We start from the raw sequence: 14771 nt of genomic DNA, 5'->3' as shown, positions 1-14771 counted from the left end.
GCGCTGATTCACCTTTTGATACATCCAAGGCCTTCATACGCTAAAGTTATCGGCCAACCTGCCGTCACTCACCCCAACGGGTCGGTCGGCCCGCGGTAATCAAGACTAAAGGGGCGCCCTGCGTGCCCCGCTCGGGGGAGGAGTCGTCGGTGCCAGCCATGCGTGCATATAGCGATCGATGGGTCGCTCGGAAATTGCGGCCATGAAAGCCGCCTGGCACGCTCTTGCCGGCGTCCTGCCCGAGTCGCGTCTGCTCGCGTCCGTGGCGGAATTCACCCACCACCGCGATATCGACGCGCTGGACCACAGCATGGTGCTGTCGCTGGCCGAGTTGGTGGCCGTCAACAGCGTCACCCTGTGCAAGTGCGGAGAAGACCCCTCGCATCCGGTGGACTCCATTGTCGTCTGCTCGCGCAAGCCCGGTCCCGAGGGCGGCTTCGTCGTGGAGGCCGTCGATCCCGACCGAGACGGCGATGCGATCGACACCATCGTCTGCGCACTGGAAACCTCCGAGGCGATCAGCGACGTCACGGAGCACGGCGTCAATCGCCTGGTGATTCCGATCCAGCGCGAGCACGCAGCCATCGGCGCCCTGATGCTCGAGGCCGAGGAACCGCTCGACGAAGTGCGCTCGATGGTCGAAGGTTTCGCGCGCATCTATGGCAACTACATCGCCCTGCTCAACGAAAGCGAGCGCGACAAGCTCACCGGCCTGTACAACCGCCGGAGTTTCGAACAGCGACTGCAGCGGCTGCTCAAGCTGCACCGCCAGCGCAGCCGGCCCGCCCCGGGACGCGCCGAACAGCGGCATGCCCCCGAGACCCAGGCGCAGCTGTTTCTCGCCATCCTCGACATCGACCATTTCAAGCGGATCAACGACACCTACGGCCACGTCTACGGTGACGAGGTGATCCTCATGCTCGCCCAGCAGATGCGCGCGAGCTTCCGCCAGGGCGATGTGCTGTTCCGCTTCGGCGGCGAGGAGTTCGTGATTCTGCTGGCGGCGCCGGACGAAAGTGCGGCGAGGGCCGTGCTCGATCGCTTCCGCCAGCTCGTTGCGGAACACGCGTTCCCGCAGGTGGACCACGTGACCGTCAGCATCGGCTACGCGAGGATCAGCGAGAACGACTATCCCGAGATCGTGCTCGATCGCGCGGACAAGGCGCTCTACTTCGCCAAGCAGAACGGCCGCAACAGCGTGCACGGGTACGAGGCGCTTTCTGCACGCGGCGAACTCGCCCCGGTCGCCCTGGGCAGCATCGACCTGTTCTAACGGGCTTGGGGCGCGTAACGCCGGCCGGGCGCCTTCCCTGCGGGGCGCACCCGGAACGCCAGGCTGATTCTCGCCCCGACCTCGGTGCGCACTTTCGGTATGCCGTGGTCGTAGTGATGCTGCGTGGCGTAGCTCATCGTGAGCACGCTGCCAGCCTCGAGGTCGATATCGAAGTTGCGCTTCCTGCCGCCGCGCTCGCGCAGCGTCATGCGCCGCGTCGCGCCAAGCGACAGCAGCGCGATCGGCGCGCCTTCGGTCAGCTCGTCCAGATGGTCGTTGTGCGGCGCGACGCTGTCCCGGCCGTCCCGATACAGATTGAGGCCGACGGTGGTGAACGCGATACCCGTGACGTCGACGACCACGCGCCCCGCCTCGCCGAGCACACGCGGCAGCGACGGATCGTCGAGCGCGTAGTGCTGGGTAAGCCGCGGCACGTCCACGTCGCGGCCGTACATGGCGCGACGCTGAGCCTCCCACGGGATCTCCGCGAGCAGACTGGCAAACCAGGCGTTCGCACGTTCGGTCGCCACAGCGCCCGGCATATAGACGAACCGCCCGTGTTCGTCATCGACGAGCACGAGCGGTTCGGAAGCGAACAAGCCGCCCTGAGACATCGGTTCCTTACTTGACTATGCCGCAGGCGATCCGCGCCCCGCCGCCGCCCAGCGGCTGAGGCTCGTCGGCGTAGTTGTCGCCGCCAGCGTGAATCATGAGCGCGTGGCCCTTGAGCGTGGCGAGCGACTTCAGGCGCGGTGCCGTGACGGCGGTCGTATCGGTGCCGTCGGCAGCGACCGTGATCTTCGGCAGATCGCCTTCGTGGCCGGACGCATCGGGCCCTTCGTGCTTGCCGGTGCGACCCGGGTCGTAATGACCGCCGGCAGCGAGCGCCGCACCCTTCTTGCCGTCCTTCTCACCCGGATCGCAACTGGGTTTCTCGTGCAGGTGGAAGCCGTGCTCGCCCGGCGGCAAGCCCTTCAGTTCGGGGGTGAAGACGAGGCCGCCCGCGGTTTCCGTCACGGTGACCTTGCCGACGGATGCACCCGTACCGTCAGCCGTTACGAGATGCATGGGTACCGTCACGCTCTTATCGGCGGCCTGCGCGGCCGCGCAGCCGAGAAGACCGGCCACGGCCAGGGCGAGATGTTTCATCGTGCGCACTCCTTGGGTCGAGGGAACCTTTCGATACTGCACCCGCCGTGCAGGAAGCGTCCAGAGCCCCATGCCCGAGGCGCCGGCTTCACTCGGCAGAAGCGACCGTGCCGAAGAGACGAGCGACGTCGGAGGCGTCCAGCAAGCGCCATTCGCCCGACGGCAGGCCTTCGAGCGTGAGTCCGCCAAGCGCGACGCGCTCCAGCGTCACCACGTGATTGCCCACGGCGGCGAACATGCGGCGCGCCTGGTGGTAGCGACCTTCAGTCAATGTCAGGCGCGCACGGCGCGGTGCCAGCACCTCCAACGTTGCCGGTTCGAGCGGGTCGGTCTCGCCTTCGAGCATCAACGTGCCCGAGGCGAATTGATCGCCCTCATCGCCGCGCAGATCCTCGGCCAGCGTGGCCTCGTAGACCTTCGCCAACGCTGCCTTGGGCGAGATGATCCGATGCAGCAACTGCCCGTCGTCGGTGAACAGGAGCAGCCCCGAGGTGTCGCGATCCAGCCGACCGACCGTGGAAAGCACCGGATTGCGCAACGCGAACCGCGGCGGCAGCAGGTCGTAGACAAGGCGACCGACGTCCTTGCGCGAGCAGGTGTAGCCGACCGGCTTATGCAACATCAGCAGCATGCCCTGCGGCGGATCGAGCGGCTCGCCCTCGAAACGTATCTCGGCATGATCGACCTTGTCGTCGGCGTAGAGCACCTCGCCGGAGGCATCCGTCACGAGGCCCTCGCGGAACATGGCCGCGACCTGCTTGCGGCTACCGTAGCCAAGATTCGCCAACAGGCGCACGAGTTTCATCGGCGGGGATTCCTTGCTTCGAAGACCTTGAAGCCGCCCTGCTCGACCACCGTGCGGACGCTCGCGAAACAGGCGTCCAACGTGGCCTCGTAGGCAAGGTGGCGATTGGCGACCATCCAGAACGAACCCTGCGTGGCAAGCCCGCGCGCGGCCGCGGCGATGAAAGCACGACCCAGCGTGGGATCGTCCGCCCGGCCCTGGTGGAACGGCGGGTTGCTGACGATGACGTCGTAGCCTTGGTCGATGCCGTGGGTCACGTCGTGCCAGCGCACGTGCGTAGCAACGGCGCGGCCGGCGCGCGTGACGGCATCCGCGAGATTGCGTCGTGCCGGTTCCAGAGCGCGCGCTTCGGCTTCGTAGAGGTCCACGGACGTGATGCCTGCGCAGCGCTCGATGGCCGTACAGGCAAGGTAGCCGAAGCCGGCGCCAAGGTCCGCGACGCGACCGCGGAGGTCGTTGGGCAACACGCCGACCAGCAACGCGGACGCCGTATCGATCCGGTCCCAGGCAAACAGGCCGCGGCGGCTGACGAAGCGTCCCTCGGCCACCGGCAAGGGTTCGTCGAGGGTGAGCCACGCCGCCTGCAGCAAGGCATCGGCGACGGCGCCCGGCCGGGTCCAGAACACGCGGCACTTGTGCTTGGAGAGTGTCGTGACGTGCCCGGCAAGCTGCGCGAGATCCGCTTCCGCGGTCTTCGCACCTTCGGTATTCGCGACGCTGGCGACCACGATGCCGCCCTCGCCCACGTGCGCCATGGCTTGTGCGAACAAGGCACGCGATTCCTCGCGTTGCCGCGTCGGCAGCACCAGCACCACGCGGAAGCGACGCTCGGGGATATCCGCTGTGACCTGAAAGCCCGACGCGGCGAGTGCATCTGCCGCCGGCTTGAACGATTGCTGCATCAGCCAGCCGGCACGCTTGCGCTCGCGCAAAGGGAAGCCGTCGCGCGCGCGCAGGAACAGCAGGCTCTCGTCGGCCGGGAGAGTCAGTTCGCCCGTGGAGAACGGCACGAACAGCGCATCGAGCGCGGCGTCGGAAGCGGTACCGGCAGACAATGCGGTGGACCTCGAACAGGCGACAGGGAACCGCGGATTCTAGCCCACCGACTCTCAGCGCGCCCGATGCCCGCTCATTTCCGCGCCGGCGTTGCGCGGCAGGCGGGCACATACGGGCGCCGCGATCAGCGAGATCAGGGTCACGACGAGAAAGGCCGCACTGAAATCCGGCAACTGCGCATGTTCGCGGCCGTGCCAGGACACCGAGGCATGCAGTGCGGCGGCAGCGACACAGATGCCCAGCGAGAGCATCAATTGCTGGAAGGTGGTGTAGAAGCTCGTGGCGCTGGAGAAGCGCTCGCTGGGTACGTCGGCATAGGCCACGGTGTTGTACGCACTGAATTGGAGCGACTGGAAAAAGCCGCTCAGCAACAGCACGGTGTAGATGGTCCACAACGGCCAGTCGGGGCGGAACGCCGCACACAACGCTACGCACAGCATCGACAGCACGCCGTTCCACACCAGCGTGGCGCGAAAGCCCCACAGGCGCAGCACCGGTGCCGCCGTGGCCTTCATCAGCATGGCGCCGAGTGCGGACACGAACGTGACGACGCCGCTGTGCGCTGCCGACAGGCCGAAGCCCAACTGCATCATCAGCGGCAGCAGAAACGGCATGGCCCCCGCCGTGATGCGGGTGAGCGAACCCGCAATCACCGATAGCCGGAACGTGGTGAAGCGCATCAGCGAGAGATCGAGAATCGGATGCTCCACGCGGCGTGCGTGCGCGACGTACAGCGCGCCAACCACCAGGCCGACGACGATCAGCACCGTGGAACCGGCAACCGAGCTCGCGCCATGGCTGACCATTTCCAGGCCGAACACGAGGCAGGACAGCGACACGCCGGAGAGCACGAAGCCGAGCGTGTCGAAGCGCACCTTGTCGGGCAGTCGCACATCGGGGATGTATTTCGAGGCCAGCCAGATGCCGGCCACGCCGATCGGTACGTTGATGTAGAAGATCCAGCGCCAGGACACCCAGGTGACGATGAAGCCTCCCAGCGGCGGCCCGACCACCGGGCCGATCAACGCCGGCACGAGCAGCCAGGACATCGCGGACACGAGTTCTGACTTGGGCACGGAACGCAGCAGTACGAGCCGACCCACCGGCACCATCATGGCGCCGCCGATGCCTTGCAGGAGACGCGAAAGCACCAGCAGCGGCAGGTTGCCGGAGACGCCGCAGAGGATCGAGCCCAGCGTGAACAAGGCGATGGCGGCGCGGAAGACGTTGCGAGACCCGTAGCGATCCGCGATCGCCCCGCTGGCGGGAATGAAGACCGCCAGGCTCAGCATGTAGGACGTGAGCGCCACGCTCATGTGCAGCGGCGACACCCCGAACGATTCGGCCATCGCCGGCAACGCGGTGGCGAGGATGGTGCCATCCAGTTGTTCCATGAACATCGCGCTCGCGATGATCAGGGCAACGGTGCGGAAACCAGGGGCGGGAGTCATCCGGGGATGGGCGGCGGCGAGGCGCATAGTTTGCGCTCCGCGCCTGTAAAGGTCGAGTTCGGGCCGCTCACCCCAGCTCGCGCTCGCTGCAAAAGTGGCGATCCTGCCCGGTCAGCGGATCGACAAAGCGCAGCGCACGGGCAAGCAGGCGCAGGGGATCGGCAAACCCGCCAGGGTCCGCACGCAGTGCGGGATAGACGGTATCGCCGAGGATAGGCGCACCGAGCGCTGCCATGTGCACGCGCAACTGGTGCTTGCGACCGGTGACGGGTTCCAGCCGATAGCGCCAGTAACGCTCGCCACGTTCGAGCACGTCGATCCGCGTGATCGCGTTCGCCGGCCCCGCGGCTTCGCTCATGCGGAAGAACGGCTCACCCTTGACGATGCGGCTCTCGCGCAGCAGCGGAAACGCGACGCCTGGCAGCGGCGGTGCCAGGGCCTCGTAGGTCTTGGCGATCTCTCGCTCGCGGAACAGGCGTGTATAGGCGTCTCGACTGGACGGTCGCGCCGAGAACATCACCAGCCCCGCCGTGCCCCGATCCAAGCGATGCAGCGCCACCAGATCGGGGTTGCCGAGCCGGCGCACCAGCCGCATCAGCAGCGTTTCCTCCACGTGACGCCCCGCCGGCATCACCGGGAGAAAGTGCGGTTTGTCCGCCACCACGAGGTCGTCGTCGAGGTGAACGATGCGCTCCTCGAAAGGTATCCGCGGCTCGTCCGCCACTTCGCGGCGATAGGTCACCACGGCACCCGGCCGATAGGGCGCCAGGCGCGACGCGGGCGCGCCGTCCACGCGGACGACACCGCGAGCCATACGATCGAGCCATGCATCGCGGCCGACGGCGGGAAACCGCTCGCAGAGGAAATCGAGCACACTGGCCCAGCCGCCAGGCGGCAGCACGACACGGCTCGAGAGTGGCTGCAGGTCCATGCGCGCATTGTAGGAGATGGCCGGACGGCTGATGTCCGGCGTCCCGCCGCGGCATATACTTTGCCCATCGTCTCCATCCCCGACGGGAGCGTCTCTCGTGATTGGCCGGTTCTTCAGGAAGTGGTTCGGTGCCACCGGCTCGAACACGCGCAACGAGCGCGAGCGCCCGCCGCTTTCCATGCCTGTGGCATCCATTGAGCCGACCGCCGCGCCTCCGGCCGGCGCACTCGATCCGGACGAGGTCGAGGACCGCTTCTACCGGCTCGTCTTCGGCTTCGGTCCGTCACGCGAGGGCGGTCTGTCACCGGCCGAGCAGGCCACGCTGCGCCGCGTGCGCGACGCCTTCGGTGGCGAACGTTTCGACGTCGGTTCCCTGCCCCGCTTGCCCGCCGTGGTGCCGCAGCTCATGCGCTCGCTGCGCAGCGACGATGTCGACAGCCGTACGCTCGCCGAACAGATCGCCCGCGACACCGTGCTGGTCGGCGAAGTCATCCGTGCCGCGAACAGCGCCTACCTCAGCGCCGCCCGCCCCGTCTCCGGCCTGCCGCAGGCGATCACCCTGCTTGGCCACGATGGCCTGCGTCGCGTGGTCATGCAGATGGTGATGCGCCCGATCCTGCGCGCCGACGAGAACGAACTCACGCGCCAAGCCGGCGAGCGGCTCTGGGAGCATGCCGAGCGCTGCGCCCATGCCTGCATCTTCCTCAGTCAGGGCGTGTGCGATTCGTTCGAGGCGTTTCTTGCGGGCCTCGCCAGCCAGACGGGCGCCCAGGCGATCCTGCGCGAGGTGCTGCGTACCGGCTTGCCCGACACCCCCGACTACAGCGCACCGTTCGTCGCGGCACTGGGGCAGCAGGTCGAACGCCTGTCCTTGCACGCGGCCCGCCATTGGAGCTTCCCGTCGCGCGTCGTCCAGGCGCTCGCGGAACGTGCCGATCCGGCCGATGCCGGGGCACGCACACCGCTCGGCCGCGCCCTGCTGGCCTCGAGCCGCCTGGCGATGCTGGACGTGATGGTGGAGCGCGGCACGGTCGATGCTGACGCCGTGCTGCTTGCGACGCCGCCCCAGGGGTTCAGTCAGGAGCGGCTGCTCGCTTGCCGCGATGACCTGCGCGCCCGCGCCACGGCCGACGCTTGAGCCCGCCGCGTCAGCGACGGGCCGTGTAGTTCAGCGCTTGACGCCCGTCGCGACCACGTCGGTCCACAACTGGTCGGCGAGCTGGTTCGAAGCGCCCCGGATCAAGGCAGGCAGCAAGGTATCGAAGTGCGGTGCCGCCGGATCGATGGGCGACGACTGGCGCACGCGATACCCCTTCGAAACGACGAGCCCGCGCGCGACGATGCGGCAGCTCACCGAGAGGTCGAGGTTGGCGTTGGTGGTCGCCGCGTCGTCGTCGGTCTTCGCGGCAACACCCACTTCCAGGCTACGGCAGTTGATGATCAGGTCGGTGAAATACTTCGGCTGCAACGCGCTGCGCACCTGCGCCTGAACCACGGCATCCAGATCGGGCGCCACCTGCACCTTCGTCTTCGTGTCGAGCCCGGTCAGCGTGACGACGGTCTGCCCCGCGCCCTGCACCGTAAGCCATGGCGAGGCCGGACTGGCCGCTACCATGCCGCTCATGTCGCTCACCATCATCGTCTTGCCACCGCATCCCGACAGCATCGCTACCGCCAGCGCGGCACCTACCTTCTTGATCACCTGCACGACCCTGTTCCCCCGAAGCAATCGCCCAATGTAGCGGCAGGCCGGCCACGCGGCAATCGTCATGAAGGTGAACGGGACACCGTGCCGGCTCGGCTCGACGGCGCGGAGCGGTTATCATGCGTTTTTACCTTGGCAGGTACCTAGGACTGATGTTTTCGGCGCGACAGACGCCATCAGCGGGCACGGATGCACTGGCCCGGCTGAGCTGGCACGACTTCGAGCACCTGCTCGCCGAACACTATCGTGAGCAGGGCTGGCGCGTGGAGTACCACACGCCCCCCACGTCGCTGAAGCAACTCGGCGGCGGGTTCGATCTGCGTCTGCATCGCGGCAGCGAGGTCGTCATCGTCCAGTGCAAGCACTGGGATGCCGCCGAAGTACAGTTGGTCGACGTCAACGAATTGCTCAGCACCATGCTCAACGAGGCCGCCACGCGCGGTGTGCTCGTGACGCGCGGGCGTTTCAGCGCAGAGGCCCGCGCCGTGGCGCGACGCCAACCGCGCATGCAATTGGTCGATGCAGACGTGTTGCGCGTGATGCTCCGGTTGCCCGATCACCTCGACACGTCCGTTCAAGGCGTGACGTTGCCTGCAAGTGCGGTGGCCAAGAGCAGGCGCGTGCGCCGTGCGTCCGACGGCGACATGTCGCGCCTCGTCCCGATCATGCTGGTCGTCGTCATCCTGGCATTGCTGGGCATCTTCGTCTGGCGCGCGATGAATGCGCGTCGCGTGCCCGTGGTTCCGCCGCCGTCCGCCGATGCCGCCCCGGCAGCGTCCGCACCTGTCACTGCCCCTGCCAACGTACCTGCCCCGCCCGCAGCGACGCTGCCACCGCCCACCGCGACGTCGACCGCAGCGCAGTCCAGCGACCGCGTCGCCCGTGAACTGGCCGAGCGAGCGCGCCTGCGCGAAGCGGCCCGAGCGGCCGCACAGGACGCACACAAGCAGTCGGAAGACGCGATGAAGGTCATGGAGCGCAACACGCGCGAAGTGGGCGAGGCCAAGTAAGGCCAAGCGGGTGCGTCATTCTTTCACGAGACAGGAATCTGGGAACGCCTAGACTGTCGGGAGCCCCGTCGCCTGGAAGTCCCCATGACCGAGACGCTCTCGCCCGACCTTCTGCGCCGCATGCACGCCTACTGGCGCGCCGCCAATTACCTTTCCGTCGGGCAGATCTACCTGCGCGACAATCCCCTGCTCAGCGAGCCGCTGCGCAAGGAACACATCAAGCATCGCCTGCTCGGTCACTGGGGCACGACCACCGGCCTCAACTTCATCTACACCCATTTGAACCGGGCCATCGTCGAACGCGACCTGGACATGATCTACGTCATCGGCCCCGGCCATGGCGGCCCCGGCCTCGTCGCGCATACCTATCTGGAAGGCTCGTACACCGAGGTCTACCCGCACATCGACCGCAGCGCGGCAGGCATGCGCGAGCTGTTCCGTCAGTTCTCCTGGCCGTATGGCATTCCGAGCCACGTCGCGCCGGAAACGCCCGGATCCATCCATGAAGGCGGCGAACTCGGGTATTCCCTGTCGCATGCCTTCGGCGCCGCTTTCGACAATCCCGAGCTGATCGTGGCCTGCGTCGTCGGCGACGGCGAAGCGGAAACGGGGGCGCTCGCCACGAGCTGGCACTCGAACAAGTTCCTCAATCCCGCGCGCGACGGCGCCGTGTTGCCGATTCTGCACTTGAACGGCTTCAAGATCGCCAATCCCACCGTGTTGGCACGCATCGAACCCGAAGAACTGCGCGATCTCATGCGCGGATACGGCTACGAGCCGCACTTCGTGGAAGGCCACGAGTTCGAGCCGATGCACCAGGCCTTCGCAACGGCACTCGACCGGTGCCTCGACGAGATCCGGCGCATCCAGACGGAAGCACGCAGCGGCAGCGCGGACGAGGCGACGCGACCACGCTGGCCGATGATCGTCCTGCGCAGCCCCAAGGGCTGGACCGGTCCCAAGGAAGTGGACGGCAAGCCGGTGGAAGGTACCTGGCGTGCGCATCAGGTGCCGATCGCGAAGTTCGAGAACGACGAACACGTCGCCATCCTGGAGCGCTGGATGAAAAGCTACGCGCCCGAGGAACTGTTCGACGAACGCGGTCGCTTCCGCGAAGAGTTCGCCTCGCTGGCGCCGACCGGGCGCCGTCGCATGGGCATGAACCCGCATGCGAACGGCGGCCTGTTGCTGAAGCCGCTGCACATGCCCGACTTCCGCGAATTCGCGGAAAAGGTGAATACGCCCGGCGATCACAAGGCCGAGGCGACCCGCGTACTGGGACGCTTCCTGCGCGAGGTGATGCGCCAGAACATGCAGACCTTCCGCGTGTTCGGCCCGGACGAGAACGCATCGAACCGCCTCGAAGCGATATACGAGGCCAGCGGCAAGACGTGGATGGCCAGCACCGAAGCAGTGGACGAAAACCTCTCGCCCGCAGGCCGGGTGATGGAAATGCTCAGCGAACACCAGTGCCAGGGGTGGCTCGAAGGTTATCTGCTCACTGGCCGACACGGCTTCTTCTCGTGCTACGAGGCATTCATCCACATCATCGACTCGATGTTCAACCAGCATGCGAAGTGGTTGAAGGTGACGCGCAAGATGTCGTGGCGTCCGCCGATCGCTTCGCTGAACTACCTGCTGAGTTCGCACGTGTGGCACCAGGACCACAACGGGTTCTCGCACCAGGATCCCGGCTTCATCGATCACGTGGCGAACAAGAAGTCCGAGATCGTGCGCATCTACCTGCCACCGGATGCGAACTGTCTGCTATCGGTGAGCGACCACTGCCTGCGCAGCCGGCATTACGTGAACGTCATCGTGGCCGGCAAGCAACCCGATTGGCAGTGGCTCGACATGGAGACCGCGGTGCGTCATTGCACGGCCGGCGCCGGAATCTGGGAGTGGGCAGGCCGCGGCGGCGACGATCCCGATGTCGTGATGGCCTGCGCGGGCGATGCCCCGACGGTAGAGACGCTCGCGGCGGTGATGCTGCTGCGCGAGTACGTGCCGGACCTCCGCATCCGCGTGGTCAACGTGGTGGACCTCATGTCGCTGGAGACACCCGACGAACACCCGCACGGCATGGACGACGATCAGTTCGATGCGCTGTTCACGAAGAACAAGCCGGTGATCTTCGCCTTCCATGGCTACCCCGGCCTCATCCACAAGCTCACCTATCGCCGCCATAACCACGGCAACATCCACGTACGCGGCTACAAGGAAGAAGGCACCACCACCACGGCGCTCGACATGATGGTGTTGAACAACATGGATCGCTTCCAGCTCGCCCTCGACGTCATCAACCGCGTGCCGCGTCTCGCGGGCGAGCGCGCAAAGGCCGAGCAGCGCTACTGGGCGGACATCGAGCGGCACAAGCTGTACGTGAGCGAGCACGGCCAGGATCTTCCGGACGTACGCGATTGGCAGTGGAAGCCGGAGACCACCGCGTGAGCGGCATGGGGCATGTGCTGGCCCTCAACATGGGCTCGTCGTCCCTCAAATACGGTCTTTATCGGGTCGAGGGCGACACGTGCAAGCCCCTGCTGTCGGATCAAACGGAGGCGCCGGGTGCCGGCGCCGATCCCATTGACGCGATCGTGGACGCTTTGACCTCCCGCGGGCTGCCGGCACCGGATGCGGTGGGCCACCGGCTGGTGCATGGCGGACCTCGGATTCGCGCGCATGCGCGCATCGACGATGCGCTGATGGCGCATCTCGAAGACGCCCGGGCCTTTGCGCCATTGCACGTGCCTGCGGCGGTCGACATGGTCAAGCGTGCGCGCTCTGCGTTTCCCGACGCGCCGCAGGTCGCCTGTTTCGACACGGCTTTCCACGCCACGATGCCTGCGGTGGCGCGTACCCTGCCGTTGCCGGCCGATCTTCGCGAGGGCGGCATCGAACGCTACGGATTTCATGGGCTGTCGTACGAGTCGATCGTGCGCCAGCTCGGCGCGGCGATACCTTCCCGCGTCGTGGTCGCCCATCTGGGCAACGGTGCCAGTCTGTGCGCGGTACGCGACGGAAAATCCGTGGATACCACCATGGGACTGACGCCGACCGGTGGCATCGTCATGGGCACGCGTCCGGGCGATCTCGACCCGGGCGTGCTGCTCTATCTCATGCGCGAACGCGGCTACGACGCGCGACGGCTCGAACTGCTCGTCGATCGCGAGTCCGGATTGAAGGGCCTCTCCGGAGGCACCAGCGACATGCGCCAGTTGCATGCGTCGGATGATCCAGCGGCCGTGCTGGCGCGCGACGTGTTCGTGCATGTGGCACGCAAGCACGTGGCGGCCATGGTGGCGTCGCTCGGTGGCATCGATCTTCTGGTGTTCACCGGCGGCATCGGCGAGAACGACGCCGTGACGCGCGAGGCGATCGTCGAAGGGCTCGGCTGGATGGAACCGTTCGAGGTGCGCGTGATGCAGACCGAAGAGGACGAACAGATCGCGAGACACACCTGGCGCCTCGCTTCGTAGGATCGCCAGCAGGCTGGCTCCCACCCCACCAGGCAGGCTCTCCCCCCAAGGGCGGGAACCAGCAAGCACGCTCACCTTTCCAAGCCAAGAACCAGCAAGCTGGCTCTCCTTCCCAAGGATGAAAGCCAGCAGGCTGGCTCTCCTTCCCAAGGATGGAAGCCCGCAGGCTGACTCACCTTCCCAAGGATGGAAGCCCGCAGGCTGACTCACCTTCCCAAGGATGGAAGCCCGCAGGCTGACTCACCTTCCCAATGGTGGGAGCCAGCCTGCTGGCGATCCGCGCAGAGCGCGGCCCGTTACACCACGACGACCGGAATCTTGCCGATCTTCGAGCGCCATTCCTTCGGACCGGTCTCGTGCACGGAGGTACCGGCGCTGTCCACCGCGACCGTGACCGGCATGTCCTTGACCTCGAACTCGTAGATCGCCTCCATGCCGAGGTCTTCGAAGGCCAGCACACGCGATGCCTTGATCGCCTTGGAAACCAGATAGGCGGCGCCACCCACGGCCATGAGATACACGGCCTTGTTGTCGCGAATCGCCTCAATGGCCGTCGGGCCGCGCTCGGACTTGCCGACCATGCCGAGCAGGCCGGTGGTCTCCAGCATCTGCCGGGTGAACTTGTCCATGCGCGTCGCCGTGGTCGGACCGGCCGGACCCACCACTTCGTCGCGCACCGGATCGACCGGGCCTACGTAGTAGATGAAGCGGTTGGTGAAGTCCACCGGCAGGGTTTCGCCGCGGTTGAGCATGTCGATCATGCGCTTGTGCGCGGCGTCGCGGCCGGTGAGCAGCTTGCCGTTGAGCAGGATCGTCTCGCCCGGCTTCCAGCTCTGCACGTCTTCGCGGGTGATCGTGTCGAGATCGACGCGGCGCCCCTTGGAGGCGTCGTAGGTCAGCTTCGGCCAGTCGTCGAGCGACGGCGGATCGAGCGCGACCGGCCCCGAGCCATCGAGTACGAAGTGCGCATGGCGAGTCGCCGCGCAGTTCGGAATCATTGCCACGGGCAGGTTCGCCGCGTGGGTCGGATAGTCCTTGACCTTGATGTCGAGCACGGTCGTGAGCCCGCCCAGGCCCTGCGCGCCGATGCCGAGCGCGTTGACCTTCTCGTACAGCTCCAGGCGCAGTTCCTCGGCGCGATTGGACGGGCCGCGCGCGATGAGGTCCACGATGTCGATCGGCTCCATCAGCGCTTCCTTCGCCAGCAGCATCGCCTTCTCGGCGGTGCCGCCAATGCCGATGCCGAGCATGCCAGGCGGGCACCAGCCCGCACCCATCGTGGGCACGGTCTTCAGCACCCAGTCGACGATCGAGTCGGACGGATTGAGCATCGCGAACTTCGACTTCGCTTCCGAGCCACCGCCCTTGGCGGCCACGATCACGTCGACCTTGTCGCCCGGGACCACCGAGACGTTGACCACGGCCGGGGTGTTGTCGCGCGTGTTCATGCGCTTGCCCGCGGGGTCTGCCAGCACCGAGGCGCGCAGTTTGTTGTCGGGATGGTTATAGGCGCGACGCACGCCCTCGTTGACCATGTCCTCGACGCCCATGGTGGCGTCGTCCCAGCGCACGTTCATGCCGATCTTCAGAAAGACGGTGACGATGCCGGTGTCCTGGCAGATCGGCCGGTGGCCTTCCGCGCACATGCGCGAGTTGATGAGGATCTGGGCGATGGCGTCCTTGGCCGCCGGGGATGCCTCGCGCTCGTACGCCGCGGACAGGTTCCGGATGTAATCGACCGGGTGGTAGTACGAGATGTACTGAAGCGCGTCGGCGACGCTGGTGATGAGGTCTTGCTGCTTGATCGAGGTCATGGCGCTGCGGCTGGCTCGCGAGGCTGGCAAACGCACATTTTAGCGCACCCGCCCGGTGTAAGGTGCCGGGCGTCGGGCCGGTCTCTGTATCGGCACAA

Annotated in this window: 13 protein-coding genes; 5 read left to right on the top strand and 8 right to left on the bottom strand. The window is 66.6% G+C overall.

What is annotated here, in order from left to right; genetic code table 11:
• The first annotated feature begins 202 nt into the window (after window positions 1-202).
• The gene (locus BT115_RS01555) at window positions 203-1273 is read left to right on the top strand and encodes a GGDEF domain-containing protein (RefSeq protein WP_072320798.1); all 1071 of its coding nucleotides are present in this window, start codon (window positions 203-205) and stop codon (window positions 1271-1273) included.
• Here BT115_RS01555 and BT115_RS01550 read toward each other — a convergent pair.
• From BT115_RS01550 to BT115_RS01525, 6 genes are all read right to left on the bottom strand, one after another.
• The gene (locus BT115_RS01550; protein ID WP_072320797.1) at window positions 1270-1887 is read right to left on the bottom strand and encodes an alpha-ketoglutarate-dependent dioxygenase AlkB family protein; all 618 of its coding nucleotides are present in this window, start codon (window positions 1885-1887) and stop codon (window positions 1270-1272) included. The two genes, BT115_RS01555 and BT115_RS01550, sit on opposite strands and share 4 nt — an antisense overlap.
• A gap of 7 nt (window positions 1888-1894) precedes the next feature.
• Window positions 1895-2422 carry a superoxide dismutase family protein gene (sodC, locus tag BT115_RS01545; RefSeq protein WP_072320796.1) on the bottom strand — a complete coding sequence of 176 codons (528 nt, stop codon included), beginning with the start codon at window positions 2420-2422 and terminating at the stop codon, window positions 1895-1897.
• Between the two features lie 88 nt (window positions 2423-2510).
• A complete protein-coding gene (locus BT115_RS01540; protein ID WP_072320795.1) occupies window positions 2511-3227 on the bottom strand; it encodes a pseudouridine synthase in 717 nt (238 codons plus the stop codon).
• Window positions 3224-4282: a class I SAM-dependent methyltransferase gene (locus tag BT115_RS01535; protein ID WP_072320794.1), complete on the bottom strand. Its 1059-nt coding sequence runs from the start codon at window positions 4280-4282 to the stop codon at window positions 3224-3226. Before BT115_RS01535 ends, BT115_RS01540 begins: the two co-directional genes overlap by 4 nt.
• 54 nt (window positions 4283-4336) lie before the next feature.
• A complete protein-coding gene (locus BT115_RS01530; RefSeq protein WP_072320793.1) occupies window positions 4337-5761 on the bottom strand; it encodes a DHA2 family efflux MFS transporter permease subunit in 1425 nt (474 codons plus the stop codon).
• Between the two features lie 40 nt (window positions 5762-5801).
• The gene (locus BT115_RS01525) at window positions 5802-6665 is read right to left on the bottom strand and encodes a pseudouridine synthase (protein WP_072320792.1); all 864 of its coding nucleotides are present in this window, start codon (window positions 6663-6665) and stop codon (window positions 5802-5804) included.
• Window positions 6666-6762: 97 nt separating this feature from the next.
• Between BT115_RS01525 and BT115_RS01520 the strand changes: the two genes are divergently transcribed.
• Window positions 6763-7803 carry an HDOD domain-containing protein gene (locus BT115_RS01520; RefSeq protein WP_177257345.1) on the top strand — a complete coding sequence of 347 codons (1041 nt, stop codon included), beginning with the start codon at window positions 6763-6765 and terminating at the stop codon, window positions 7801-7803.
• A gap of 30 nt (window positions 7804-7833) precedes the next feature.
• On the opposite strand, the gene BT115_RS01515 is transcribed toward BT115_RS01520, so the two are convergent.
• Window positions 7834-8367, bottom strand: coding sequence for a hypothetical protein (locus BT115_RS01515; RefSeq protein WP_177257344.1), 534 nt, complete (start codon window positions 8365-8367; stop codon window positions 7834-7836).
• Window positions 8368-8489: 122 nt separating this feature from the next.
• Here BT115_RS01515 and BT115_RS01510 point away from each other — a divergent pair, with 122 nt between their 5' ends.
• The 3 genes from BT115_RS01510 to BT115_RS01500 all read left to right on the top strand — a co-directional run bounded on the left by BT115_RS01510 (window position 8490) and on the right by BT115_RS01500 (window position 12859).
• Window positions 8490-9380 carry a restriction endonuclease gene (locus tag BT115_RS01510; RefSeq protein ID WP_083527231.1) on the top strand — a complete coding sequence of 297 codons (891 nt, stop codon included), beginning with the start codon at window positions 8490-8492 and terminating at the stop codon, window positions 9378-9380.
• Between the two features lie 84 nt (window positions 9381-9464).
• Window positions 9465-11831, top strand: a complete 2367-nt coding sequence (locus tag BT115_RS01505) for a phosphoketolase family protein (RefSeq protein WP_072320789.1) — start codon at window positions 9465-9467, stop codon at window positions 11829-11831.
• Between the two features lie 5 nt (window positions 11832-11836).
• On the top strand, window positions 11837-12859 hold the full coding sequence (locus BT115_RS01500) for an acetate/propionate family kinase (protein ID WP_072322182.1): 1023 nt from the start codon (window positions 11837-11839) through the stop codon (window positions 12857-12859).
• 296 nt (window positions 12860-13155) lie between these two features.
• Here the strand turns inward: BT115_RS01500 and BT115_RS01495 are convergent, their stop codons facing one another.
• Window positions 13156-14673, bottom strand: a complete 1518-nt coding sequence (locus BT115_RS01495) for a fumarate hydratase (RefSeq protein WP_072320788.1) — start codon at window positions 14671-14673, stop codon at window positions 13156-13158.
• Window positions 14674-14771: the final 98 nt, after the last annotated feature.

It is taken from the genome of Luteibacter sp. UNCMF366Tsu5.1, assembly GCF_900119235.1.
GTDB classification, from domain to species: Bacteria; Pseudomonadota; Gammaproteobacteria; order Xanthomonadales; family Rhodanobacteraceae; genus Luteibacter; species Luteibacter flocculans.
Note: the sequence above shows the minus strand (reverse complement) of the source record. Positions and strands in the feature narration are given on the sequence as shown.